This is a genomic window from Sporomusaceae bacterium ACPt (assembly GCA_041428575.1).
GTDB classification, from domain to species: Bacteria; Bacillota; Negativicutes; order Sporomusales; family Sporomusaceae; genus Sporomusa_D; species Sporomusa_D carbonis.
In genome coordinates this window covers 439,113-466,016 of sequence record CP155570.1, presented here as the reverse complement: position 1 = coordinate 466,016, position 26,904 = coordinate 439,113, and the positions used below count along the sequence as shown (strand labels likewise).

Genomic DNA, 26,904 nt, shown 5'->3' with positions numbered 1-26,904 from the left:
AGGCAAATGTCAATAAACTATTAGATTTTCTGCACATGTTTAAATCCACTAAACCGGGTGTTTCATATACCAAAGCTGGGAACGGTTAAATACCGTTCCCAGCTTTATTATACCTGACAAAAATTAACCTTATTCTCCGGCAAATTCATTGATTTCCGGCTGCACAGCAGGCTTCTTGATACGGACATTGCGGTAACGGCTCATGCCGGTACCGGCCGGAACAAGTTTACCGATAATAACGTTCTCCTTAAGTCCCAGCAGGGGATCAACCTTACCCTTAATCGCTGCCTCAGTAAGTACGCGGGTAGTCTCCTGGAAGGAAGCAGCCGACAAAAACGAGTCGGTTGCCAGTGAAGCTTTGGTAATGCCGAGGAGAATAGGCCGGGCAATGGCCGGCTCGCCGCCTGCTTCAATAGCCTTGGCATTTTCTTCTTCAAAGGTATTAAGGTCAATGTATTCACCAGGCAAAAGATCGGTATCGCCGGCTTCTTCCACTTTAACTTTGTGGAGCATCTGCCTGACCATGACTTCAATATGTTTATCATTAATTTCTACGCCCTGGGATTTATAAACTTTCTGAACTTCATACACCAGATAACGCTGGGTGGCTTTAAGACCGCTGACCCGTAAAATATCATGCGGGTTGACCGCGCCTTCAGTCAGGCGGTCACCAGCCTCCACCATTTGACCGTCGCTGACAATAAGCCGTGCGCCATAGGGTATTTGATATACGCGTTCTTCGCCGAGTGAAGCGTCTGACGGATATACTGTTACCCGGCGCATACCTTTGATTTCTTTTATTTCCACTTTGCCGTCCACTTCGGTAATAATGGCCTGGCGTTTAGGTTTACGGGCTTCAAATAACTCCTCTACCCGCGGCAAACCTTGAGTAATGTCGTCACCGGCAACACCGCCGGTGTGGAAGGTCCTCATGGTAAGCTGGGTTCCAGGCTCGCCGATGGACTGCGCGGCAATAATACCGACAGCTTCGCCAACATCAACCATGTGGCCGGTACCCAGGTTACGGCCATAACATTTGATACATACTCCATAACGGGAACGGCAAGTAAGTACTGAGCGAATTGACACTTTTTCACGTACTTTGACAATACGGTCAGCCAAATCTTCAGTTATTTCATCATTGATCTTAACAATTATCTCACCGGTAGTCGGATCAACAATATCCTCGGCCGAAATTCTGCCGACAATGCGGTCTTTGAGCGACTCAATAACACCTGAGCCTTCTTTGATGGCCTCAACTTCAATGCCTTTAATATTATTGTTCCGGACTTTTACTTCTTTGACATCACTGGCCAGGACGGCCTCAATGTGTTCTTCAGTCAAAGGCGTGTCGGCAGGAACAAGTTCAACACCATCGCTGGTTTTTATGGCCTCGGTAGTGTTTTTGCCAAGCATTTCCCTTATCATGGCTTCTTTAAGAGCAGCACGTACCTTCTCCTCCGGGGCACCGAGAACGATTGTTTCGACGGCAGCTGCGCGGCCAACATCCTCTTCCGTTTCATCAGTTTGACCCTGAATCATGATTTCAGGGACACCGTGTTCGCCAATGAGACGGAGGTTGTCGTCAGCAAGTACCGTACCCTGGGCAAGCAATACGTCGGCTGTTTTGGGATCGTACACATCTTGAGCCAAAACCCGTCCTAGCAGCGTATCCCTGAGCACATCAATGGCTCCGGCACTTGATTGAGCCAAACGTGCCCGTTCCCGCACCAAGTTAAGGCCAACAACGTCACAGTCTTCTTCCCGGACAATAACATCTTGGGCCACATCAACAAGTCGGCGGGTTAGGTAGCCTGAGTCAGCTGTCCGGAGTGCGGTATCAGCCAAACCTTTGCGCGCGCCATGAGTCGAAATAAAGTACTCTAATACGGTCAGACCTTCACGGAAGTTGGCTTTAATCGGCAGGTCAATGATTCGACCGGACGGGTCGGCCATAAGTCCGCGCATACCGGCCAACTGACGGATCTGTTGGATGTTACCGCGCGCACCCGAGTTAGCCATCATGTAAACCGGGTTAAAGCGGTCAAGGGTATTCATCAGCGCAGTGGTAACATCATCAGTAGCCTTGGTCCAGAGATCAATAGTCTTCTTATACCGCTCATCATCAGTAATAAGGCCGCGACGGTACTGTTTGTCAATTGTGTCAACTTTGGCTTCGGCTGCCGCCAGAATGTCTTTCTTTTCGGCGGGAATTTTGATGTCAGATATAGCAATGGTTACGCCGGCGCGGCAGGCAAACGAGAAGCCCAGACGTTTAACAGAGTCCAATATCTCCGCCGTTTTGGCATTACCAAAAGTGCGATAGGAATCGGCAACAAGCTTACCCAGCTGCTTTTTATCCATTAGCTTGCCAAGGTGCCAGTCATCACCCTTTTTCTCAAAGTGCCTTAGTTCAAGCGGCAATACCTCACTGAAAATCATCCGGCCCAGAGTGGTATTGACTAAACCGTAGCCTTCCAGACGCACCCTAATTTTTTCATGTAATCCAAGTACTTTATGGGTATAAGCCAGCAGCGCTTCATTCATATTGGCAAATATTTTAATCTTGCCGTCTTCAGGTTCCTTTTCAATAGTGAGATAGTAGGAACCAAGTACCATATCCTGAGTAGGTGTGGCCACAGGCTTGCCATCTTTTGTGGATAAAATGTTATGAGCTGACAGCATGAGCATGCGGGCTTCGGCCTGGGCTTCGGCTGACAGGGGTACGTGCACGGCCATCTGGTCGCCGTCAAAATCGGCATTATATGCTGTACATACCAAGGGGTGGATTTTAATCGCCCGGCCTTCTGACAATACCGGCTCAAACGCTTGGATTCCCAGTCTATGCAGGGTCGGGGCGCGGTTTAAAAGCACGGGATGTTCTTTAATGACTTCTTCAAGCACATCCCAGACCTCTGGGCGCACTCTTTCAACCATACGCTTGGCACTCTTAATGTTGTGGGCATGACCGGCATTAACCAGTTTTTTCATAACAAACGGTTTAAAGAGTTCCAAAGCCATTTCTTTAGGTAAGCCGCATTGATGCAATTTAAGTTCCGGACCAACAACGATAACCGAACGGCCTGAGTAATCAACGCGTTTACCCAAAAGATTCTGACGGAAACGCCCCTGTTTGCCCTTAAGCATGTCACTTAAAGATTTTAAAGGACGATTACCCGGTCCGGTAACCGGACGACCACGGCGGCCGTTGTCGATTAGGGCGTCAACAGCTTCTTGCAGCATACGTTTTTCATTACGAACAATTATATCAGGCGCACCTAAGTCCAATAGACGTTTTAGGCGGTTGTTACGGTTGATTACCCTCCGGTACAGATCGTTTAAATCAGAAGTGGCAAACCGCCCGCCGTCAAGTTGGACCATGGGCCGGAGCTCAGGCGGAATGACGGGGACTACATCCATAATCATCCAGGCTGGATTATTGCCTGATTTACGGAAGGCCTCAACAACCTCCAGCCGCCTGATAGCCCGTATTTTACGTTGTCCGCTCACTTCTTTAAGCTCTTGCCGGAGTTCGCGGCTGAGTTTTTCTAAATCAAGCTCTTCTAACAGTTTTTTAATGGCTTCGGCACCCATACCCACTTTAAACGCGTTTCCATATTTGTCACGGTGTTCCCGGTATTCATTTTCGTTTAACAGTTGTTTTTTCATGAGCGGCGTTTCGCCAGGCTCGAGCACAATGTATGAAGCGAAATATAAGACTTTTTCCAGAGAGCGCGGGGAAACGTCAAGTATCAGCCCCATCCGGCTAGGTATTCCTTTAAAATACCAGATGTGGGAGACAGGCGCAGCTAATTCAATATGCCCCATCCTGTCGCGCCGCACTTTGGAACGGGTTACTTCTACGCCGCAACGGTCACAGATAATACCTTTGTAACGAATCCGTTTGTATTTGCCGCAGTGACATTCCCAGTCCCGCATCGGACCAAAGATTTTTTCACAAAACAAGCCATCCCGTTCAGGCTTGAGAGTACGGTAGTTGATGGTTTCGGGTTTCTTCACTTCCCCATGCGACCACTTGCGGATTTGCTCCGGTGACGCCAGACCAATACGCATCGAATCAAAGTTGTTTACGTCCAACAAGGGGTTATCGCTCCCTTCTAACTAGTCAAAGTCCTCATCATCAATTATCTCGTCAAGATATGAGCGAGGATTAGACTTTTTAGCATTTTCCTTGAGCTTTTTCGCATTGCCTCGTTTGGGCTGGAAGTCAAAATCATCTTCCTCCGCTCTGGGGGCAATATCAAACTTGTCAGGTTCCATTTCACCGATTTCAGCAATAATATCCAGTTCTTCTTCCAACGGTTCGATATCGTCATTAGCTTCGAGATCGTCAACTACATCACCCTCAAAATCCGGCTTTTTGCGTTCAACAGGGGCTTGTGTTACATCGTCTCCGCCAATATTTAATTCGAGTTCTTTCGCTGTTTCATTAATGTCTTCATCTGACTCGCGAATCATGATTTCCTGCGCGTCTTCAGTCAATACCTTGACATCAAGGCCAATACTCTGGAGTTCTTTAATAAGCACCTTGAAGGATTCCGGTACGCCCGGTTCAGGAACGTTTTCACCTTTGACAATGGCCTCATACGTTTTTACCCGACCGACAACATCATCAGACTTGACAGTTAACAGTTCTTGCAGTGTGTATGCTGCGCCGTAAGCTTCGAGCGCCCAAACTTCCATCTCACCGAAACGCTGACCACCGAACTGGGCTTTACCGCCTAATGGTTGCTGAGTGACAAGCGAGTACGGGCCGGTAGAACGGGCATGAATCTTGTCGTCAACCAAGTGAGCCAATTTCAGCATATATACATAGCCAACGGTTACAGGGTTATCAAATGGTTCACCTGTGCGACCGTCATAAAGGATGGTCTTTCCATCCTCTGACAAGCCGGCAGCCTTAAGTGTTTTAATGACCTCGGTCTCTGTCGCGCCGTCAAATACCGGGGTTGCCAAGTGAACCCCGGCGATATCCGGTTTAGGCAGCCCGTGCTTTTCAACATTGTAATTTACTTCTTTAAGACGGTCAACCAATGTCGGATCGCCCATTTTCACCTGCATGCCAATGGCAGCTGCGGCACGACCCAAATGAGTCTCCAACACCTGACCAATATTCATACGTGAAGGTACGCCAAGAGGGTTTAAAACAATCTGCACCGGTGTGCCGTCAGGCAAAAAGGGCATATCTTCCTGCGGCATAATCCGGGAAACTACCCCTTTGTTACCATGGCGGCCAGCCATTTTATCGCCTTCAGAGATTTTACGCTTTTGCGCGATATAGCACCGTACCAGTTGGTTAACGCCAGGCGGCAATTCGTCGCCATTTTCACGGGTAAATACTTTAACATCGACAATTTTGCCCGCTTCACCGTGCGGTACTCTAAGAGACGTGTCGCGGACTTCGCGAGCTTTTTCACCAAAAATGGCCCTCAGCAGACGTTCTTCAGCGGTCAGTTCGGTTTCGCCTTTAGGGGTTACTTTGCCGACCAGAATATCTCCCGGGCGAACTTCAGCCCCAACGCGAATAATTCCCCGGTCATCAAGGTCTCTGAGCACGTCCTCGGATACATTCGGAATATCACGGGTAATCTCTTCCGGGCCCAGCTTAGTATCGCGGGCGTCGCATTCATACTCTTCAATATGGATTGAAGTAAAGATATCTTCCTTAACCAACTCTTGACTCAAAAGAATGGCGTCCTCGTAATTGTAGCCTTCCCATGGCATAAATGCCACCAGCACATTATATCCCAGAGCCAACTCGCCTTTATCGGTGGACGGTCCGTCAGCCAGCACCTGGCCTTTGACAACACGGTCGCCTTTAAAAATGATCGGTTTTTGATTAATACATGTTCCTTGGTTCGAGCGCAGATATTTCAGCAGTTTATAGGTATCCAATCCGCCATTTTCGGTGCGTATCTGAATTTCGGTTGCCGTTACTTTTTCCACAACGCCGGCATTCTTAGCCAACACTACTACCCCTGAGTCACGGGCAGCTTTATATTCCATACCGGTACCGACAAGCGGTGCCTGAGTTTTCAGGAGCGGAACGGCTTGACGCTGCATGTTAGCACCCATCAAAGCCCGGTTGGCGTCATCGTTTTCCAGGAATGGGATCATTGCGGTTGCAATTGACACAACTTGCTTTGGTGAAACATCCATGTAGTCAACTTTCTCAGCCGGAACTACCAAGGTTTCATGCTTGTAACGGCAGGTAACGCGCGGCTCTTTAAACCAGCCATTTTCGTCCAGTCCCTCATTAGCCTGGGCTATTACCATTTCGTCTTCTTCATCAGCGGTAAGATAGATTACTTCATCGGTTACCCGTCGCGCATGTTTATTAATTTTTCGATAAGGCGTTTCAATAAAACCAAATTCATTGATGCGGGCAAAGGTAGACAGCGAACCGATAAGACCAATGTTCGGTCCTTCAGGCGTTTCAATCGGACACATGCGGCCGTAGTGGGAATGGTGAACGTCGCGGACTTCAAAGCCGGCGCGTTCACGGCTCAAACCACCAGGCCCCAAGGCGCTGAGACGCCGTTTATGAGTAAGTTCAGCCAGCGGATTGGTCTGGTCCATGAACTGTGAGAGCTGGCTCGAACCAAAAAATTCCTTTATGGCAGCTACCACCGGCCTGATATTAATCAGCGCTTGCGGCGTGATTACATCAATATCCTGGATGGTCATACGCTCTTTAACAACCCGCTCCATCCGGGCCAAGCCGATACGGAACTGGTTTTGCAGCAGTTCGCCTACCGAGCGTAACCGGCGGTTGCCTAAATGGTCAATATCATCAGTAGTACCGTGACCGTCCATCAAGTTAAGGAGGTAGCTAACGGCAGCAATAATGTCCTCTTTGGTAATGGTGCGGTGTGTGAAAGGCAATACTGAGTTGAATATCAATTTCACAGGAGTACCGTCTTTTTGTTTGATCCAGGCATCATGCATGCCTTCACCCTCGAATACCTTGGCGGCGGCAATGCGGTTAAGTGCATCCTCGTCCAGCACTGTACCTTCTTCGGCAACAATTTCACCGGTCTCTTTATCAACAAGCGGCTGAGCCAGCATTTTTCCTAAGAGACGTCGACGCCATCCCAGCTTTTTTCCAAGCTTATAACGCCCGACTGCAGCCAAATCATAACGCTTAGAGTCAAAAAACAGCGATTCCAATAGCTGTGCAGCATTTTCTACTGTCGGCGGTTCACCCGGACGCAAGCGTTTGTAAATCTCGACAAGCGCTTCTTCCCGCGAGTCAGTGTTGTCCCGTTCCAACGTTGCCCGGATACGCACATCATCATTAAAAAGCTCGGATATTACGCCGTTGGACACGAATCCTAACGCCCGAATAAGCACTGTTACCGGCAACTTTCTGGTACGGTCAACTCTAACCGATATCACATCGTTAGGATCAGTCTCCAGTTCCAACCATGCCCCACGATTGGGGATAATTGTGGCATTGTACAGCCTCTTGCCGGTCGTGTCGATTGTCTCGCCGTAATAGACTCCTGGTGAACGTACTAATTGGCTGACAATAACCCGCTCGGCGCCATTGATAATAAATGTACCGTTGTCGGTCATGAGCGGAAAATCGCCCATAAACACTTCCTGCTCTTTTATCTCCTGCGTTTCTTTGTTGTACAGCCGGACACTCACGCGAAGTGGAGCAGCATAAGTAACATCCCGCTCCTTGCACTCTTCAACTTCATATTTAGGTTCGCCCAGCGTAAAGTTTTCAAAAGACAGAACCAGGTTGCCGGTAAAGTCCTGAATGGGAGAGATATCGCGAAATATCTCCTGCAAACCTTCCTTAAGAAACCAGTTGTACGAATTCTTCTGAATCTCGATAAGGTTGGGCATGTCCAGCACTTCGTCAATTTTGGCGTAACTATACCTGAACCTTTTGCCCACCGGAACAGGATTAAACATTAACCCCTTCACCCCTTAGCCATTTTGCTCTGACACATTGCTTGGCATCGCAACTCCACATAAGATAGCGATATTTCGCAAATACTAAGCCAGCAAATGATAAAATAAGACTTAGCTTATGCCAAGTCCTTTAGGACGACAACAGAAGCTTTGGTCATTTTTACTTATTATCAGAAAGGTATACTTTCTGATAATACAAAATAAGCAAGGTTCATATTCCAGGCAAGGACCTTGCTTTTTTTCACGATGAAAAACGATTCATCCTCCATTATATTACTATTTCCTGCCATTACACAATTTATACAGACTTTAAAAGTTAATATGCCAAGATATAGCAATATAAATATGTACGGCGATATATAATGGTATCATATACTTTTTTCAATGTCAAGGGAAAAATTATTCATGTTGGCCATTTTGGGGATGCAAAAAGAGCACCAGAAAAAGGTGCTCTCTCTGTCGTTGAGTTTGAATTACTTAATTTCAACAGTAGCGCCAGCTTCAACAAGCTTGGCTTTAAGGGCTTCGGCGTCAGCTTTGGAAATTTTTTCTTTAACAGGCTTGGGAGCGCCGTCAACCAGGTCTTTTGCTTCTTTAAGGCCCAGACCGGTAACTTCGCGCACAACTTTGATAACGTTGATTTTGCCGGCACCCGGGCTAGTAAGGATTACGTCGAACTCGGTTTGTTCTTCAGCAGCAGGAGCAGCCGCAGCAGGAGCAGCCGCAGCGGCTACAGCAACAGGAGCAGCAGCGGATACGCCGAATTTTTCTTCCAGAGCTTTTACCAGCTCGGAGAGTTCGAGCACAGTCATTTGCTCAATGGCTTCCATAATTTGTTCTTTAGTCATTCTAAAATACCTCCATAAACTTTCATTTAAAATTAATTTGAAATTGCTTTGTTAACGTGGCAATGACACCGATTAAGCAGATTCCTTTTGTTTGCGGACAGCGTCAAGCGCATATACCAAATTGCGAATAGTACCGGAAAGTACATTGACAAACCCGGCAATAGGAGCTTGCATGCCTGCCAGGACCTGAGCAATAAGCACTTCGCGCGGGGGCAGGTTGGACAGAGCTTTAACACCGTCACTGTTGATAACCTTGCCTTCAACTAAACCGGCTTTAATTTCCAGAGCTTGTAATTTGTTTTCCTTAACAAAGTCGGAAATGATTTTAGCCGGAGCTACCGGATCGGTATAGGAAAGAGCAATAGCAGTCGGACCTTCAAGATATTCATCAAGACCTTGAATGCCCACTTCTTTGGCAGCAATACGGGTAAGAGTATTCTTAATTACCCGGTATTCTACACCGCCTTCACGCAGCTTACGACGAAGCTTGGTATCTTGAGCAACAGTAAGACCACGGTAATTAGTAAGAACAGCACCTTTGGTATTGCCAAGCTTCTCTTTAAGGTCAGCAACTGCCAGTTGTTTTTCTTGGGTTACAGCCATTTATATACACCTCCTTAAACAAGTTATCGAAAATTAAAAACGGCCTCCGGTGTACACAACCGGAGGCCGCGTCGTAACTCAATATATCACACGCTGCAAATCCCCGGCCTCGGCAGGCAAGCTTACGCTTTTTCAGCAATCATGCACCTACTGTCTACAGCCTTCCAAGAACTATTCTTTTTTGCCGGGAGCTTTGAGCGGGTTAACCTTTACACCAGGCCCCATTGTTGAGCTTAAGGAAATGTTCCGCATATACTGGCCTTTGGCAGCAGCGGGTTTAACCTTAATCAATGTATCAATCAGGGTGTGGAAGTTTTTGAGCAGTTTTTCGTCATCAAAAGATACTTTACCGATAGGCGCATGAATATTACCTGCTTTATCGGTACGGTATTCAATCTTACCGGCTTTAATTTCATTAATGGCACGTGTTACATCCATAGTAACAGTACCAACTTTGGGGTTTGGCATTAAGCCTTTAGGTCCAAGGATTTTACCCAGACGACCTACTGTACCCATCATATCCGGCGTGGCCACTGCAACATCAAAATCAGTCCAGCCACCCTGGATTTTTTCCACCATGTCTTCAGCGCCAACAAAGTCAGCGCCAGCAGCTTCAGCTTCTTTAGCTTTTTCGCCTTTTGCGAAAACCAGCACCCGTTTGGTTTTACCCGTACCATACGGAAGGACAACCGCACCACGTACTTGTTGATCAGCGTGTTTCGGATCAACGCCCAGTTTAACGGCAACTTCAACAGTTTGATCGAACTTGGCGCCGGCAGCCGTCTTCTTAATGAGTTCTATCGCTTCTTCAGGGTCATACAGCTTATCAGCCTCAATAAGCTTAGCAGCTTCAATATATTTTTTACCATGTTTTGGCATACTTTATTCCTCCTTTGTGGTAATAACGGAAATACATAGTCCTCCCACAGAAACCGCCATGATTAGTCTACGATATCAATACCCATACTGCGGGCAGTACCTTCAATCATCCGCATAGCAGCTTCAACGCTGGCGGCATTAAGGTCTTGCATTTTGGATTCGGCAATTTCCCGGACTTTAGCCCGTGGTACTTTAGCAACTTTCTTCTTGTTAGGTTCGCCAGAAGCTGTTTCAATACCGGCAGCTTTTTTCAGAAGTACAGCAGCGGGCGGAGTTTTGGTGATAAAGGTAAATGATCTATCTTCAAACACCGTAATTTCCACCGGAATGATAAGACCGGCTTGCTTGGCCGTTCTTTCGTTGAACTCCTTAACAAAAGCCATAATATTGACACCAGCCTGACCAAGCGCCGGGCCTACGGGAGGAGCCGGAGTGGCCTTACCAGCGGGAACTTGCAGTTTTACAAGCTTTACGACTTTTTTAGCCATTATATTACACCTCCTTAATCAACTTTCGCAACTTGAGTAAAATCAAGCTCTACCGGTGTTTCACGCCCAAACATATTGACAAGTACTTTAAGCTTGCCACGGTCCGGGTTAATATCCACCACAGTGGCTGTCCAATTTTCAAAAGCGCCTGAAGTGATACGCACCAATTGGTTGAGCTCAATATCAATTTTAGGCTTGGCTTCCTCTATACCCATCGACTTGAGGATGTGTTTGACTTCACTTTCACTCAACGGAATAGGCTTGGTTCCGGACCCGACAAAACCGGTAACACCCGGAGTGTTGCGGACAACATACCAGGAACGGTCAGTGACAATCATTTCTACCAACACATACCCCGGAAAAACCTTTTTCTTGGCAATCTTCTTTTTGCCATCTTTCATTTCCACTTCGTCTTCCATCGGCACAAGCACCCGGAAAACTTCATTTTCCATAGCCATGGAATGAACTTTTTTCTCCAGGTTTGCTTTCACCTTGTTTTCATAGCCGGAATATGTATGGATAACATACCAGTGTTTTTCGAGCTTTTCGGATTCCATAACCTCAAGGGACGCTAATACGTCCCCCACCCCCTAGTCTACTAGATGATAGCCTTTAAAATTTGGGTGAAAGTGGCATCAATCACCCAAATTAGGGCCGCAACAACAGTAACCGTCACAAATACAATCCCAGTGAAGGAAATAAGTTCTGATTTGCCCGGCCATGTTACTTTTTTTAGTTCAGCTTTTACTTCCCGGAAAAATTTCTTCCAGCGCGATGTATTCGTCTGAATCGCTGTTTCCTGGGCGGCCATTTTCTCACATCCCGTGCATACATTTTGGCAGGGGCAGTAGGACTTGAACCCACAACCAACGGTTTTGGAGACCGCTACTCTACCAATTGAGCTATACCCCTACTTGTTGGATATGCCATATATTATGCTTACTTCGTTTCTTTGTGTATAGTATGTTTCTTGCAGAATTTACAGTACTTGCTGAACTCTAATCTATCCGGGTCATTCTTTTTGTTTTTATTGGTCTGATAATTGCGTTGTTTGCATTCTGTGCAGGCCAATGTTACCGCGTTGCGCATCCTGTTACACCTCTCTTACCAGTAAATATAACACTATGATCCATTAATTTGACAACTTTTTTTCAGAATGTCACTAATATAATTTATCACAATTATATCAGCGTGTCAATAGCCCACATGCTCGGGTATGTCAATAAATAAAGCAGGGGTTATACCCCCGCTCTATTTATTATACCTTATAAAACTTAATTTATACAATTTTTGTAATAGATGCCCGGATTTTGTCTGTTACTCAACAACAGCGGTTACAACACCGGCGCCCACAGTACGGCCGCCTTCACGGATAGCAAACCGCAGGCCTTCTTCGATGGCTATCGGAGTGATAAGCTCAATGTTCATTTGGATGTTATCGCCAGGCATTACCATTTCTACGCCTTCCGGCAGGCTAACTACACCCGTTACGTCGGTTGTCCGGAAGTAGAACTGCGGACGGTAGCCGTTAAAAAACGGGGTGTGACGGCCGCCTTCTTCTTTGGACAGTACGTATACTTCGGATTTGAATTTGGTATGCGGTTTTATTGTACCAGGCTTTGCCAATACTTGACCGCGCTCGATTTCTTTACGCTCTACACCACGGAGCAGGGCGCCGATGTTGTCGCCGGCCACTGCTTGGTCTAACAGCTTGCGGAACATTTCTACGCCGGTTACTACCGTGGATTTCGGTTTTTCCGTCATACCTACGATTTCAACGGTATCCCCGACTTTTACTACGCCGCGCTCCACACGGCCGGTAGCAACTGTTCCACGACCGGTAATGGTAAATACGTCTTCTACCGGCATCAGGAAGGTTTTGTCGGTATCACGTTCCGGAGTCGGAATGTATTCGTCAACTTTGTCCATCAGTTCATGGATTTTGCCGCACCATTGGCATTCCCGTTTAGCGCAGCCGCAGTTTAAGGCTTGAACGGCAGAACCGGATACTACCGGGATGTCGTCACCCGGGAATTCGTAGCTGGATAACAGTTCACGAACTTCCATTTCTACCAGTTCCATAAGTTCAGCGTCATCAACCAGGTCAGCTTTGTTTAAAAAGACAACCATGGCCGGTACGCCTACTTGGCGGGACAGCAGGATATGTTCACGGGTTTGCGGCATAGGGCCGTCAGCAGCCGATACTACCAGAATTGCACCGTCCATCTGGGCGGCGCCGGTGATCATGTTTTTAACGTAGTCAGCGTGGCCCGGGCAGTCAACGTGCGCATAGTGACGCTTTTCGGTTTCATACTCAACGTGAGCGGTGTTGATGGTAATACCGCGCTCTCTTTCTTCCGGCGCTTTGTCGATTTGGTCATACGCCATGAACTCGGCGCCGCCGTGTTTGGAGAGGGTCAGGGTGATAGCAGCTGTCAGTGAAGTTTTGCCATGGTCAACGTGACCGATGGTTCCAATGTTAACGTGCGGTTTGTTTCTTTCAAACTTTTTCTTAGCCATTGAATTAATAGCCTCCCTTATTATCGCATTAGTGCATTAGCGCATTTGTTCATTGGGAACTTAGCACAAGCCAAGTCTTTCTTATGTATTAGCATAAACACTCTTTAATATGCATCTTTTTACAAAGCTAGATTATTCTAGCTAATATACAAAAATCCTGCTATATAGTATAGTAAAAAATAAAAAAACCTTGCACATAATATTTGCAAGGTTAATTTTTGATTGGTGGCGGCGCAGGGATTTGAACCCCGGACACTGCGGGTATGAACCGCATGCTCTAGCCAACTGAGCTACGCCGCCGTATGAATGGAGCTAGTGACCGGGATTGAACCGGTGACCTTATCCTTACCAAGGATACGCTCTACCGACTGAGCTACACCAGCACGAATCGCAAAACGGCTTATTAACGTCCATCTCTGCAATGCTGTTACAATACGTCCGTCCGCATCAGACTGCTGTCTCACAGTCACATATACAGCGGTGTCATTACTCCTCTGCGCGCTTCCTCCATGTACTTCAAGTGCAATACCCACCGCACACTCGCCGCGCCTAACACTTGGACACTTCTCAACCACTAAGCCGATTTACGGATGAATGACAATACTTAACTTGTCGCAGACAATAATTCGTATCTTTATATGCAGCGCTTTATAAATTCAGGCCTGAATTTTATAAAGCGGCTCATTTAACTTGGTTGCGGGGACAGGACTTGAACCTGCGACCTTCGGGTTATGAGCCCGACGAGCTACCACTGCTCCACCCCGCGATGTTTGGATGTCTTGGTGGAGGGAGGTGGATTCGAACCACCGAAGTCGTCAGACGGCAGATTTACAGTCTGCTCCCTTTAGCCACTCGGGAATCCCTCCAGATTTGCTTTTTATGGATGTTCCTCACTACGTTCGGAACTAAGCGATTCGCACCAATCAGCCTTCGCCTCTCGGCTCGTCTTCTTGGGCTCTCTGCTTATCACTACGTTCGGAACTAAGCGACTCATACAAGTTCTCACTTCGCCTATCGGCTCGCGACAACTTGGTTCGCTGCTTATGGAGCTGGCGAGAGGAATTGAACCCCCAACCTGCTGATTACAAGTCAGCTGCTCTACCTATTGAGCTACGCCAGCATCTCCTTTTGATCACCTAGTCTCAGTGACGAAATTTATTATATAATAACCTTCATACAATGTCAACATCTTTTTCATTGGTTATTTTAACTAAAAATTTTTAGCGCCTGCCCATTTACTTAACGTTAGGCATTACCGCCTGATGAGTCATAATGTTATCATAAGCCAATAACTTTGTAAAGCTTGTCCGGCTGGTAAATGTTGTTATGAAGCTAATCCGATGTTAAGTTCAATAGGTTCTGAGTCGATCATCAAATTGAGTACCAGATATTTATTATTGCTTACCCGTACAGTATATTCCGAACCAACCACAATACTTGGCGGTAAAATATCGACATCCAAGCCCTGTTTTTCAAAAGTTATGGCCGCATTGGCAGTAACCATGTTGACCATTTCAGAGATGGCACTTTGCGCCATTTCATCAATTTCGGCTACCGGCATGCCCATCATCATCGTAGAGGCAAGCTTCCTGGCAGTGTCTACCGTCATGTTATACGCCACATTGCCTCTAACTCCTTTAGTCATGCCAATGAGAACAGTAACACCGTGACTTGCTACAATTTGTTCTTTTACAGCCAATCCACCATGGCTGACTTCTTTAAAACCCAGTTGTGGCAGAATTAATGTTACAGCTTCTAAAAACGGATTAATTAGTTTAGCATCCAAAATAACATTGCCTCCCCCCATAATGAGGTATAACTACTTTATATAAATCCCCAATTTATAATGCTTCGCACACTCCCGTCGCTATTTTGTTATTATTTTACCGCAGAAAAAAATAATAATATGCCAAACCAGCTACTACAAAACGGTAGTAGGCAAAAGATGCCAGCGTCGAGTTATTAAGAAACCGCAAAAACCATACTATTGATAAATACGCAGTTATAAACGCAACAACAAACCCAATTATAATCATAGTAAAGTCATCCATACTCAGCGTGTTCCAAATCTTCAACAAATCATAAACGCAAGCTACCAGCATCAGCGGCACTGCAATAATAAAGGAAAACTCCGCAGCCGCCTTGCGGCTCATACCCAAAAACAGACCACCGGCAATAGTTGAGCCTGAGCGGGAGAAACCCGGCCACAACGATAAAATTTGAAACAACCCAACCACAAGCGCCTGTTTTACCGTCATGTGGTCAACGTCGCGAGTTACCGGACGCTTACAGGTTTTTTCGGCCACCAACATAAGAATAGCACCAGCTATCAATCCGATGATAACGGTATAAGGTGAAAACAAATAAGTCTTTATTGGCTTATGCAAGACAAAGCCCACTCCCATAACCGGTATGATGCCGGCCAAAACATGCATTACCGTCAATCTGCCACTGTAAATATTAATTGGCCTGGGTCTTAACATTTCAAAAAACTTGTCCCGGTATAAAATAAATACTGATAAAATAGCCCCCAACTGGATAAATACTTCAAATACACTGGCTTTTTCGCCCTCAAACCCCAAGAGTGAACCGACTAAAATCATATGTCCGGTGGAGGAAATAGGTAAAAATTCAGTTAACCCTTCCACAATACCAATAATTACCGCAATTATATTCTCGCTCATATGGTCACTTCCTCATCAATTGCTATTATCCGCTTTGAGCATATTTATCGCCTGACAGCATCGCGGATATCTTCATTATATTCCACATAGCCGCACGGTATGCACCATAACCCTGGATAACTGGCGGACGGAGAACGACGCCCACTGGCCACACAGTAAGCGCTCACGCCCGCCTACCCGGCGATAGCGTAATCACCCGCCGCACTTAGGACAAAAATTGAACCGCTGTTTTCTCATGCCAACCTCCTTATCCACCTAGGGCGATGCTACTATTCTACCATATTTCGACTAATTTTTTTGTACAATTTACAAAAATTTAATTGAGATAAAGAAAGCAACTAACATAGCGGTTATTATTCTCGGGTAAATTAAAGCCCGGGGTTTTCAGTGCAAAAACGCACCCTGTTCCCGAGCAGCATCATTAACAACATGCAATTTTTTGTTTTGGTCCATAAAAGCGACAAAGACATTGTGAATACTTTTCTGGTGCTGACGACGGAATTCTTCAATCTGCCGCGCTGAAAATCCCATATCGGTTAACGCATTTTCCTGCAATTTACCTTCCAGGATTACAGGGACCAGAATGGTGTTGGGACTCACGCTAAAGTCGACCTGACCTGGCGTTATCGGCAAGTGTTCGGCTTTTTTCAGTACACTTAATTTACCGTGAGGTTCCAAGATAGCAAGTTCTACTGTGGTAATATCAAATACGTCTTTTTCTCTTAAAAGTTGCAACAAAGTTTCTACCGGCATGCGCACTTTACGCAGATTTTTTTTGATGATTTGGCCGTTTTCTACCATTAGCAGCGGTTTAAAATTTAATTTATAATTAAACGGACGAATTTTAATAGTTAGCCAACTAAACAAAATTTGCATCACACCTAGCGCTACAATGGCCAGCAGAGCACTTATAAGGTCAATCCGGTGATCAACGATAAGTGCGCCGGCTATGGCACCGATCGTTATGGAAATTATAAAATCAAACGGACTAAACTCCCCTAACTGCCGGCGACCAATAGCCAACATAACGATTAACAGTACGCCCATACCTGTGACTACCCGGAACAGAGTAATTCCTAATGTTTCCATCGAACCCCTCCGCATAGGCCAACATGCCAACCAGCCCATAGGTGTTTCAAAATCTTTGGTTTCCAGGTAGTATTACCAGTTGGCAACACTTTTAGTCACCAAAGCAAATACCAATGGCCCGACCTGCTTTTAAAAGCTCATTATCCAAGGTAACGTTATTTGCCTGACCGGCAATTTCAGTAATAGGTACACGAATAATCCGGTTTTTCTGCAACGCCACCATGTTGCCGAACGCACCGTCAAATATACATTCGACCGCCGCCACGCCATAACGGGTAGACAAAACACGATCAAATGCTGTTGGACTGCCACCACGCTGAACATGCCCAAGCACAGTACAGCGAGATTCAACACCGGTAAGTTTCTCGATCTCCCGGGCCAGCTTTTCGCCAGCGCCGCCCAACCGAATTTTCTCATGGCTGCCTTCAACAATAAACGATACGGACATTTCCCCACCTTCACGATATGCACCTTCGGCAATAACGATAAGACTGAACTGGCGGCCACGTTGCTGGCGTTCTTTTATTTTAGCAATAACCGAGTCCAATTTAAATGGTATCTCCGGAATTAAAATGCAATCGGCACCGCCAGCCAAACCGGCATGCAGTGCAATCCAACCGGCATAACGGCCCATAACTTCAAGTACCATGACCCGATGATGCGATTCGGCAGTAGTATGCAACCGGTCAAGAGCATCGGTAGCTACCGTAACTGCCGTATCAAACCCAAAGGTACGCTCGGTCCCCGGTATATCATTGTCAATCGTTTTAGGCACAGCCACTACCGGCAAGCCTAGCTGGTAAAATTCCGAAGCAATGCGCAGGCTGCCGTCGCCGCCAATAACTACCAAAGCTTCGATATCTGCGCGCCGAAGGTTATCTAATGCCTGGGCGGACATATTTTTATAAACAACTTGGCCACCTTCCGTTTGCGGATAATTAAAAGGATTATCGCGATTGGTCGTACCCAGCATAGTACCGCCACGCGGCAAAATGCCGGCAACACTGCTATCAGTCAGTTCAATAAATTGGTTTTCGACCATACCGCCAAAACCATTTTTTATTCCCCAGACTTTAAGTCCATGACCAAGCGCTGTCCGTACAACCGCGCGGATAACAGCATTAAGTCCGGGTGCGTCGCCACCTCCTGTAAGTACAGCAATTGTTTTTACCTTGTTTGCATTAGGCATTTAATCACCTCAGTATTTATTATACGTAACTGATGAGTAAATACATAAAAATGACACCGGCTAAAGGTGTCATTTCATGCAGCATTATTCGTCATAGGTTTCGCTATAGTCAGCCAAATCAACTGAAGCGTCTTTATTAAGGCCGGTAAGACCTTTATACATACCGCGAATGTCGCTGTCTTCGCCACGATTTTCCAAATAGCGCTCCAGCTTGCGTTTCACCCGCTGCAACGCATTATCAATCGACTTAACATGCCGGTCGAGTTCAACGGCGATTTCCTGATAGGACTTGCCATCAAGGTACGACATGAGCACTTTCCACTCCAGGTCGCTTAAAATTTCGCCCATTTTTTCTTCAATATCGACAAATTCTTCACGGCTGATTACCAATTCTTCCGGATCAGTTACCTTAGAACCGGACAGCACGTCCAGAAGCGTACGATCAGAATCTTCGTCGTAAATGGGTTTATTTAAAGAAACGTATGAGTTCAAAGGAATATGCTTCTGCCGAGTTGCCGTCTTAATGGCGGTAATAATTTGCCGTGTTACGCACAGTTCTGCAAACGCCCGAAACGATGAGAGCTTGTCATTGCGGAAATCTCGAATAGCTTTGTATAAACCGATCATACCTTCCTGGATAATGTCTTCACGCTCAGCGCCGATTAAAAAATATGATCTGGCTTTAGCCCGCACAAAGTTGCGATATTTATTAATCAAATACTCCAGAGCGACCGTATTGTCATTATCTTTGGCGTCGAATACTATTTCTTCATCAGTTAAGTTGTCAAAACAACTATACAGATCGCGTTGAGTATTAACCCGCATCGCATCGCCCCCAACTAGTTTTTATTTTGCTGTCTATAAACGGCCAATCCATTGCTTTATTTTTTGCAAACGGCCATTTAACACCACTTGAAAAAAAATAAAAGTGCACTAAAGGATTAGTGCCGTCGTATGAGTACATGTCTTGTCAAAATAAATTATACCTGTTAGCGCAAAGTTAGTCAAGCCCATCACGGCGCATAGCATCAAGGCGTTTAAAGATATCCTTCCCCAGACGGCTGCCAAGTTCGTGGCGGTCCCGCGCCAACACTCGCTTAGAAATCTCTGTCTTAATCTCGCGTTTAATGCTGGCAACATCATTTTTGAGTTCACGAGCTGAAATTCTAAATGCTCCGGCGCCTAAAACAAACATTTGCTCAGCCCAGTCTGATGTGACAACATAAACACGTTCACCTTGACGGACAAGGCAATACACCATTTTCTCAATGCAGCTGTCAGCAGTTTCTCCTTCTTGGGTATAAATCACCTCCAGGGAGCCGGCCGTAGTTTGACTAACACTTTTACCAGCGGCCATATGCGCATCAAATACAATTATTGTCCTATATCCTTTATATGCACCATATTCGCTAAGTATGTCCACAAGCTTATCACGAGCGTACTCCAGATTATCTTTGACGGCAATCAGTTCAGGCCAGGCATTAATGACATTATAGCCGTCGACAATTAACAAATCCATTAAGAGAAAATCTCCCATCACTATCTTCGTTTTACTGCTCGGCGGTGAAGCTCGAAACTTTAAAGCCCTGATGATGTTTCATTGCCCCTGCTGTAGCCTGTCCGGCGCTTTGGACAGGTTTGGGATCCGGCCCCATTTTTATCACAGTGTTGTCCGGCGCATACCTATCGCGCGACAATACTTCGCGTTTTAACTCTTTGCCGTTATTATCGCGGATGATACGGATAACTGTTACCTCATATCCTGGTTTACCAGGTTTTTCAACCCTGCTCTCTCCCGATGGCAAGGCCGGATCCGTTTTTTTTATAATCGACGGCTGGATTATTTTCTGGTCAACTGTCACTATATCGATATTTTTATCAAGAGTCCGCTGACCGAATATACCAACATATAGCTTGTTGCCGATTGTCTCAGCCATAACCATCACCGGTGCGGCGCTGTTATTGATAAATTTAAAATCAAGTGCATTATAGACTACAGTAGCATCCCGCCCTAGCGGCACATATGCCAACGGCTTAGAATGGCTGGTGCGCTCAACAATGCCCAGGCCTGCCAGCAGTACAGCATTATACAGCGTCGATGAAACCTGACACACACCACCGCCTACCCCGGGAACAAACTCTCCATTAATAATTTCCATAGCTTCTTTAAAACCAAACGACTTTTCTCGTGGCCCAACAGTATCGTTATAAGAAAAAATCTGGCCGGGATAGAGAAGTTTGCCATTAATTTTCTGAGCAGCCAGCTTAACATTAGCCGTCCGGTTGACATCCTCGGAATTAAACTCACTAGTGTACACAGCCACAAGTTCTTTGATTCCATTTTTCGCCAGCTCATCGGTAGTGATTTCAGGGTAAACCGGCTTGACAGGCAAAGCAATGTTACCGCCCTCCACATCGTTAAGAGCAGCCAACACCAGTTCCTTAAGCGTAGCAACATCAATTTCGCGGCCCTGTTCTTCAGGCACAACACGGCCTGTCCTGAGGCTTAGTGTAGCATTATGCGGCGGGCGATTAACCGTCTCTTGCAAATGTTCAATTATGGTGTCCAATTTATTCTCATTATACTTGATTTTGAGCGGAATAGGCCAGCCCTCCATGCGGGCGGCACGAATAATTTTTAATCGATCCCACCATGAGCCTTGACGGCCAAACTGCCATGCAGCATCGGCAGTTGCCTCAGAATCAACAGCATAGTCAATATTTTCAGGCTCAAGGCGAAAGGTTATGTCACCATAGTATAACAGTATGGGCTTGGCCTTCTGGTCTTTCTGCCAGGTATAGAGCAGTTGGGCAACTTCGTCACGGGTTTTACCGCCAATTTCGATGTTAGACACTGTTACTCTGTCATAAACTGTATCGACAAACAGCGGTCGGACCATCCAAAAACCGGCTGCACCCATCAGCCCAGTTACCACTGCCAGAACAACGTTCGCCCAGCGTTTCACTTTAGTTTCATCCCCTTTGTCTAAGAACTTCATACAGAAGCAGCGAGCAAGCCACAGATGCGTTTAGTGACGTAATATGTCCGCGCATAGGTATTCTGACGATAAAGTCGCAAGCCTCCTTGGTCAGTCGCCCCATTCCCTCGCCTTCACTGCCCACAACAATAACTACCGGCCCTGAAAGGTCGGCTTCGTAATAGTTTTGGGTTCCGTCCATATCAGCTCCTACTACCCAGAGTCCTCGTTTTTTCAAACTTTTGAGCGTTTGCGCCACATTACCGATCCGGGCTACCGGCACATGTTCTACCGCCCCGGCCGACGTCTTGGCTACCGTCTGAGTAAGCGGACAACTGCGCCGTTTTGGGATTAGTACGCCATGAACGCCGGTGGCGTCGGCAGTGCGCAAAATTGCGCCAACATTGTGCGGGTCACTCAATTCATCCAGAAGTACCAAAAACGGTGCTTCATTTTTTTCATAGGCGACAGACAAAATATCGTTAATATCGGCGTAAGCCACCGGCGCTGCCAGTGCCACCACTCCCTGGTGCCGAACCCCGGCGGATATCTTATCAAGTTTGGCAGCATCAACCTCCTGCACCACCAATCCCTGCGCCCGGGCCTGACCGATAATATCCCGCACCGAACCCTGACGTTCGCCTTTGGCGACAAGTATTTTATTAAGAGAGCGCCCGGCTTTAAGCGCTTCCATCACACTATTGCGTCCTACTATTATCTCGGCATCATCAGACATTGTTATCGCTCCTCAAATATAGTAACTTATACCCGGCATGACCAAGTCTTTCTTATTATTATGAAAAAACGGCAGAATATAATCCTGCCGTTTGTCCGGTAGTTCCGCACTGCAACTTATCCTAGGAGACATCCGCAATATATAGACCCGGGGTTGTTTCCCTGTCCACAATTATTGTGTTATTAACGCGTTTCCCGGTATTATTCATAGTAATATTAATAACCGGTTTCGTTCCCGACTCATCAGCATAGTCACTTACAATTCCAACTGACTGATCACTAAGACGAACAGTCGCACCAAGAGGATAAGCAGCCACATTACTTGCCAAAAGCCGAATGAGTTCCGGATTAAAGTACTCTGCGCCCGCTTTTTCAATAATGGCAAGTGTATCATAAACAGACAAGGCCTTCCGGTAGGGTGTAGTTGCCGTCATGGAAGAATACACATCGGCAATAGCCGTAATCTGGGCAAATTCATGAATACTACTTTCCTTGGCCCCGCGCGGGTAGCCGCTGCCGTTATAACGCTCATGGTGCTGCAGAGCACAATTGGCCGCTATCAGGCTAATATCAGGGTTGCGCTGCTGTATTTCATACCCTTTTTCGGTATGTGTTTTAACAATAGCCATTTCTTCCGCTGTCAATGCTCCCGGTTTATTGATAATCTCAGGGGGAATGGCGATCATACCGACATCCCTGAGCAGTGCGCCGAGGCCAAGGTCCCGCAAGCGAGGTCCTTCAATGCCCCGGCTTATCCCCAACATCATCGCATAGAAATAGCCGCTGACGGCATGCTTAAATAGATAATCATTATAGTTCTGCATAGCGGTAAAAAGCGGCTGTATCTCTTTATGCATGCAGCATTCGTCCAGTAGTTTGAGTACCTTGCTCTTTAGCGCATCTGTTTGAATGTATTTCCCCACCCGTACTTCTTCAAGCGCTTGATGGGCTTTCACGACAATCTCATTCCTGGCACTTTGCGCCGCCGCATCGTTAGCGTCAATACGCAGAGATTGGCCTTCAATATAGATATATTTAACATCCAGTTCTATCAGTCTGGAGATATGATATTCGGTCAACTCAACACCATTATTTAAAATTACTTGTCCGTTGATTCCATACACCGGCTGAGCTAGCTTCATTCCTGCTTCAATATTTTCGCGAAGCACACGCCGCACTGTACAAGACCTCCACTCCTAGCATCTATATAGTATCCAATAAAGATTTACAGGCGCGTTGTTAATATAAGCGTAAGTCAAGCGCCAGCGGTGGAGCGTTACTAACAACACGCCTAGAAAAAAATCTTTATTGGATTTCATATATATCAACATTATTAGGTTTGACAAATCTAACTATTATTTAAAACTTTGTGTTATATGCACATGACATGTATATGTTCTACTTAGACAACTGGATTCCTGCCAGCCGCCCGCAGGATAATTGCCCCTCCGGACAATAACCACTGGTCACACACGCTGGTCCGGCACCAGCGAATAACCGCGGTGCTACTGCTTTAACTTCAGCCAGCATCGCATTAGCCAAGTTACGAATTTCCCACTGCGCCCGCTGACAGCAGCGTTTTTCAAAAAAATGCAGCAGCGACCGGGCATTCATTGTTACAACTATCTTGGTTTCAGTAGCATTCGCCAGTACATACCGCGCATCTTCCTTGTGCACCCCTAGCCTCACCAGTTCATCATAAGTCTCTTGGACTTGACTCATAAGCGCATCAAATTTAGCCTTTGCTTCAGGGTTGGTGGCGATAGCCGGAGGTACAATATACTCAAATCCATGTTCGGATACATATCTTTGTGACTGCTGGGAATAGGACGCAATGCGGTGACGTACAAGCTGGTGTGTCAGAACGCGGGAAATGCCTTCTATAGCAAAAGTAAAGCTTGCATGCTCGAATGTTGATAAATGCCCCATATTGAGAAGTTGAGCAATTAATTTGCCAACCTGCTCGTCAGACATGGTTTCTACCAAATCTTCAGCACCGCTGGCAGAATAACAGAGACGGGCTGACATAGCCACAGTTCTTTCCGGTTCAGGCGTATATCTAATTAGCTTAAGTTTCATGGCAATAGCCTCCCCCTCATTCAGTTTTTTTGGCAATGATTGTCATTTCCCGGGAAATAATGGCGAATGCCTTATCAACAATTTGTGACAACCGTTCGTATTTTTTTTGTAAATAAAGATACCCCATAAGGGCCTCAAAGCCGGTAGCATACCGGTATTGGGCAACGGAAGCGCTTTTGGGCACTGTTGATTTAGCATTCCGTCCCCGCCGTACAATATCTGCTTCTTCGGGTGTTAACCCAGTTTCAAGCGCCTTAACGGCTTTAGACTGCATAACTGCCGACACCATTTTGGCGTCAAAAGTATGGAGTACCCGCACTTTATTCTGTTCATAGCCAAGCAGCCTGGTACGCACATACAGGGTAAAATAGGCATCACCAATGTATGCCAGTACTAAAGGCGGCAACCGGTCCGGATGCATATCAGTATATTTAGCCGGGGAAAGTTCCCCAGCTTCATTTATAGTAAAAAAATTAGCTACCAATTGTTGAAAATGGTCAAAGTTCACCGTTTTTTCCACCTTACACCCTGGGGTGTATCTTCGAGAACAATGCCGACTGCAGCCAGTTTGTCGCGAATTTGGTCAGCTGTAGTCCAGTCTTTTTTCTTCCGAGCTTCCTGCCTGATGTCAATAATAATATTCATAAGCTCGTTTACCAGTTCGGCATTGCCATCCCCGGCAGCCCCGTCATCACAAGAAAGAATACCGAGAATGCCGGCCATTTGACCATAGGCTTTGGCTGCCTCCGCCACAGCACAGGCATCTACCTCAGCTTTGCCGCCAGTTACTTTGCTGTGATAGATATTGATTTCTTTAGCCAAGCCAAACATTACACTGATGGCCAATGCCGTATTAAAGTCATCGTCCATAGCGGCAGCAAATTCAGCAATAGCTTCCGCAGCCGCTTTGCTTAACATCTGAGAGTCCGCGCTTGTGCTGCCTGCCGGGAAAGTTTCAAGGTGCTTTAAGTTTTCTTTAGCCGTCTTTAACCGTTCCAGACTGCGTCCTGCTTCGTCCAGGCGTTCATCACTAAAATCCAGCGGGCTCCGGTAATGGGTGGACAAAATAAAAAATCTCAGCACGTCGGGGCGGAAGTGTTTTAATATATCAATAACCAGAAAAAAATTTCCCAGTGATTTACTCATCTTTTCTTCATTCACGGTGATAAAACCGTTATGAAGCCAATAGTGGACCATGGGTTCTATCCCGGTGAAGGCCTCCGACTGGGCAATTTCGTTTTCGTGATGGGGAAAAATAAGGTCACTGCCACCACCGTGAAAATCGAAACTCGCCCCCAAGTATTTATAAGACATTACTGAGCATTCAATATGCCAGCCGGGCCTACCCGGCCCCCATGGGCTGTCCCAAGCCGGGTCACCCGGTTTCGCACTTTTCCACAAAGCAAAATCCATTGGATGCCGTTTCCGGTCGTCAACATCTACCCGCGCCCCGGCTTTCATGTCGTCAAGGCTACGGCCACTTAACTTGCCATAGCCGGGAAATTTTTCGACACTATAATAAACATCACCGGCAACAGCATAAGCATACCCTTTATCAACAAGAGTTTTCACCATGGCTAAAATATCCGGAATATGTTCAGAGACTCTGGGATACACATGTGCCCGCCGAATATTAAGTTTATCCATGACCTCAAAATAGGAGGCAATATATCTGTTAGCAATGACATCCCAGGTCACTTGCTCGGCTTTAGCAGTGTTGATTATTTTATCATCCACATCGGTAAAGTTTTGAACGTGGTACACTTCATAGCCCGAGTATTCAAGATAGCGGCGGATTACATCCCAGGTGATAAACGGCCGGGCGTTACCGATATGAGGATGGTTATACGGGGTAACACCGCACACATACATTTTTATTTTACCAGGTGTTATTGGCACAAATTCTTCTTTCTGCTTAGTCAGGGTATTATACACCTTGAGACTCATTCTTGCTCAGCTCCATTTCCAACTGTTTGATACGCGCTTCCATCTTTTTCATATTTCGCTGCATACAAAGAAGCATTTCTGCTACAGGATCAGGTAAATCACCATGTTCAAGGTCAATGCTGTCAATATCGTCACGCCCCACCTTTTTGCCGTCATGCCAGACAACTTTGCCCGGTATACCGACAACAGTGGAATTGGGCGGGACTTCGCGCAGCACCACCGAACCGGCACCAATTTTAGAGTTGTCACCAACAGTAAATGAACCCAGCACTTTAGCACCACTGGCCACAACCACATTATTGCCGATAGTCGGATGGCGCTTGCCTTTTTCTTTACCGGTACCTCCTAAAGTTACTCCCTGATACAAAGTAACGTTGTTGCCAATCACACACGTCTCGCCAATGACAACGCCGGTAGCGTGGTCAATAAACAATCCTTCGCCAATTGTTGCGCCCGGATGTATATCTACTCCGGTTAATAAACGGTTAAAATAGCAAATCATGCGTGGTATAAGCACCCAGCCGCGTTTAAATAAATAATGCGAGATACGGTGCAACCAAATAGCATGCAACCCAGGATAACATAAGAGAACTTCAAGCACACTTTTGGCGGCAGGGTCACGTTCAAATACCACTTGGATGTCTTTTTTTATCCGAGTGAACATATTATACCCTCCTCTAAAAATAAATAGCCACCATCTCATACAGAGACGGTGGCCCGCGGTTCCACTCTGCTTGGGTATTTGATTATACCCCGGCTTTATGCTAATAACGGCAGCAGCCGGGACGACCTACTTAAATTTTCAGCCGGCCTGCTCCCAGGCGCATTTCAGCGCACCTTGTCCAGCGCCACTTACAGCCGATGGTGGCGCCTCTCTGGAGGAAGGGAACGCATACTTCTCCTGGTCATCGCATTTCC

Annotated in this window: 24 protein-coding genes, 6 tRNA genes and 2 other annotated features; all 30 genes read right to left on the bottom strand. The window is 46.4% G+C overall.

Annotated elements, in window-relative coordinates; genetic code table 11:
• Positions 1–129 precede the first annotated feature (129 nt).
• Positions 130–4,101 carry a DNA-directed RNA polymerase subunit beta' gene (gene rpoC / locus SCACP_RS02155; protein WP_425059804.1) on the bottom strand — a complete coding sequence of 1,324 codons (3,972 nt, stop codon included), beginning with the start codon at positions 4,099–4,101 and terminating at the stop codon, positions 130–132.
• 21 nt (positions 4,102–4,122) lie between these two features.
• Positions 4,123–7,947 carry a DNA-directed RNA polymerase subunit beta gene (gene rpoB / locus SCACP_RS02150; RefSeq protein WP_425059803.1) on the bottom strand — a complete coding sequence of 1,275 codons (3,825 nt, stop codon included), beginning with the start codon at positions 7,945–7,947 and terminating at the stop codon, positions 4,123–4,125.
• A gap of 473 nt (positions 7,948–8,420) precedes the next feature.
• The gene (gene rplL, locus SCACP_RS02145) at positions 8,421–8,795 is read right to left on the bottom strand and encodes a 50S ribosomal protein L7/L12 (RefSeq protein ID WP_425059802.1); all 375 of its coding nucleotides are present in this window, start codon (positions 8,793–8,795) and stop codon (positions 8,421–8,423) included.
• Between the two features lie 72 nt (positions 8,796–8,867).
• Complete coding sequence (rplJ, locus tag SCACP_RS02140; RefSeq protein WP_425059801.1) at positions 8,868–9,398, bottom strand: 50S ribosomal protein L10; 531 nt, start codon at positions 9,396–9,398, stop codon at positions 8,868–8,870.
• A gap of 25 nt (positions 9,399–9,423) precedes the next feature.
• Positions 9,424–9,576 (bottom strand) — a sequence feature (ribosomal protein L10 leader region).
• Positions 9,570–10,277 (bottom strand): 50S ribosomal protein L1, encoded by a 708-nt coding sequence (gene rplA / locus SCACP_RS02135; RefSeq protein ID WP_425059800.1) that lies wholly within the window; start codon positions 10,275–10,277, stop codon positions 9,570–9,572. Its footprint overlaps the feature before it by 7 nt.
• A gap of 62 nt (positions 10,278–10,339) precedes the next feature.
• Positions 10,340–10,765: a 50S ribosomal protein L11 gene (rplK, locus tag SCACP_RS02130; RefSeq protein WP_425059799.1), complete on the bottom strand. Its 426-nt coding sequence runs from the start codon at positions 10,763–10,765 to the stop codon at positions 10,340–10,342.
• A 14-nt stretch (positions 10,766–10,779) separates the two neighbouring features.
• Complete coding sequence (gene nusG / locus SCACP_RS02125) at positions 10,780–11,322, bottom strand: transcription termination/antitermination protein NusG (protein WP_425059798.1); 543 nt, start codon at positions 11,320–11,322, stop codon at positions 10,780–10,782.
• Between the two features lie 41 nt (positions 11,323–11,363).
• The gene (gene secE, locus SCACP_RS02120; RefSeq protein ID WP_425059797.1) at positions 11,364–11,576 is read right to left on the bottom strand and encodes a preprotein translocase subunit SecE; all 213 of its coding nucleotides are present in this window, start codon (positions 11,574–11,576) and stop codon (positions 11,364–11,366) included.
• A gap of 25 nt (positions 11,577–11,601) precedes the next feature.
• Positions 11,602–11,677 (bottom strand) — tRNA-Trp (locus SCACP_RS02115).
• Between the two features lie 27 nt (positions 11,678–11,704).
• A complete protein-coding gene (rpmG, locus tag SCACP_RS02110; protein ID WP_425059796.1) occupies positions 11,705–11,854 on the bottom strand; it encodes a 50S ribosomal protein L33 in 150 nt (49 codons plus the stop codon).
• 228 nt (positions 11,855–12,082) lie between these two features.
• The gene (gene tuf / locus SCACP_RS02105; RefSeq protein ID WP_425059795.1) at positions 12,083–13,285 is read right to left on the bottom strand and encodes an elongation factor Tu; all 1,203 of its coding nucleotides are present in this window, start codon (positions 13,283–13,285) and stop codon (positions 12,083–12,085) included.
• A 223-nt stretch (positions 13,286–13,508) separates the two neighbouring features.
• Positions 13,509–13,585 (bottom strand) — tRNA-Met (locus tag SCACP_RS02100).
• A 7-nt stretch (positions 13,586–13,592) separates the two neighbouring features.
• Positions 13,593–13,668: transfer RNA gene (locus SCACP_RS02095), tRNA-Thr, on the bottom strand.
• A 308-nt stretch (positions 13,669–13,976) separates the two neighbouring features.
• Positions 13,977–14,051: transfer RNA gene (locus tag SCACP_RS02090), tRNA-Met, on the bottom strand.
• A gap of 14 nt (positions 14,052–14,065) precedes the next feature.
• Positions 14,066–14,151: transfer RNA gene (locus SCACP_RS02085), tRNA-Tyr, on the bottom strand.
• Positions 14,152–14,329: 178 nt separating this feature from the next.
• Positions 14,330–14,405: transfer RNA gene (locus SCACP_RS02080), tRNA-Thr, on the bottom strand.
• Between the two features lie 204 nt (positions 14,406–14,609).
• On the bottom strand, positions 14,610–15,071 hold the full coding sequence (locus SCACP_RS02075; RefSeq protein ID WP_425059794.1) for a chemotaxis protein CheX: 462 nt from the start codon (positions 15,069–15,071) through the stop codon (positions 14,610–14,612).
• Positions 15,072–15,168: 97 nt separating this feature from the next.
• The gene (locus tag SCACP_RS02070) at positions 15,169–15,969 is read right to left on the bottom strand and encodes an undecaprenyl-diphosphate phosphatase (RefSeq protein ID WP_425059793.1); all 801 of its coding nucleotides are present in this window, start codon (positions 15,967–15,969) and stop codon (positions 15,169–15,171) included.
• Between the two features lie 44 nt (positions 15,970–16,013).
• On the bottom strand, positions 16,014–16,136 hold the full coding sequence (locus tag SCACP_RS02065) for an NUDIX domain-containing protein (RefSeq protein ID WP_425059792.1): 123 nt from the start codon (positions 16,134–16,136) through the stop codon (positions 16,014–16,016).
• A gap of 217 nt (positions 16,137–16,353) precedes the next feature.
• Entirely contained in the window at positions 16,354–17,058 is a 705-nt protein-coding gene (locus tag SCACP_RS02060; RefSeq protein WP_425059791.1) for a DUF421 domain-containing protein, read from the bottom strand.
• 91 nt (positions 17,059–17,149) lie between these two features.
• The gene (locus SCACP_RS02055) at positions 17,150–18,247 is read right to left on the bottom strand and encodes a 6-phosphofructokinase (protein ID WP_425059790.1); all 1,098 of its coding nucleotides are present in this window, start codon (positions 18,245–18,247) and stop codon (positions 17,150–17,152) included.
• Positions 18,248–18,331: 84 nt separating this feature from the next.
• Positions 18,332–19,072: an RNA polymerase sporulation sigma factor SigH gene (gene sigH, locus SCACP_RS02050; protein ID WP_425059789.1), complete on the bottom strand. Its 741-nt coding sequence runs from the start codon at positions 19,070–19,072 to the stop codon at positions 18,332–18,334.
• Between the two features lie 175 nt (positions 19,073–19,247).
• A complete protein-coding gene (locus tag SCACP_RS02045; RefSeq protein ID WP_425059788.1) occupies positions 19,248–19,766 on the bottom strand; it encodes an NYN domain-containing protein in 519 nt (172 codons plus the stop codon).
• 31 nt (positions 19,767–19,797) lie between these two features.
• Entirely contained in the window at positions 19,798–21,246 is a 1,449-nt protein-coding gene (locus SCACP_RS02040; protein ID WP_425059787.1) for a VanW family protein, read from the bottom strand.
• Positions 21,221–21,961: a 23S rRNA (guanosine(2251)-2'-O)-methyltransferase RlmB gene (gene rlmB, locus SCACP_RS02035; protein ID WP_425059786.1), complete on the bottom strand. Its 741-nt coding sequence runs from the start codon at positions 21,959–21,961 to the stop codon at positions 21,221–21,223. Before rlmB ends, SCACP_RS02040 begins: the two co-directional genes overlap by 26 nt.
• A gap of 121 nt (positions 21,962–22,082) precedes the next feature.
• Positions 22,083–23,138 carry an HD-GYP domain-containing protein gene (locus tag SCACP_RS02030; protein WP_425059785.1) on the bottom strand — a complete coding sequence of 352 codons (1,056 nt, stop codon included), beginning with the start codon at positions 23,136–23,138 and terminating at the stop codon, positions 22,083–22,085.
• A 220-nt stretch (positions 23,139–23,358) separates the two neighbouring features.
• Positions 23,359–24,039, bottom strand: coding sequence for an FAD-dependent thymidylate synthase (gene thyX, locus SCACP_RS02025; protein WP_425059784.1), 681 nt, complete (start codon positions 24,037–24,039; stop codon positions 23,359–23,361).
• Positions 24,040–24,055: 16 nt separating this feature from the next.
• The gene (locus SCACP_RS02020) at positions 24,056–24,547 is read right to left on the bottom strand and encodes a Mini-ribonuclease 3 (protein ID WP_425059783.1); all 492 of its coding nucleotides are present in this window, start codon (positions 24,545–24,547) and stop codon (positions 24,056–24,058) included.
• Complete coding sequence (cysS, locus tag SCACP_RS02015) at positions 24,544–25,986, bottom strand: cysteine--tRNA ligase (protein WP_425059782.1); 1,443 nt, start codon at positions 25,984–25,986, stop codon at positions 24,544–24,546. The genes SCACP_RS02020 and cysS overlap by 4 nt, the downstream gene beginning before the upstream one ends.
• Entirely contained in the window at positions 25,967–26,689 is a 723-nt protein-coding gene (gene cysE, locus SCACP_RS02010) for a serine O-acetyltransferase (RefSeq protein ID WP_425059781.1), read from the bottom strand. Before cysE ends, cysS begins: the two co-directional genes overlap by 20 nt.
• Positions 26,689–26,904, bottom strand: a binding site (T-box leader). It overlaps the preceding gene by 1 nt.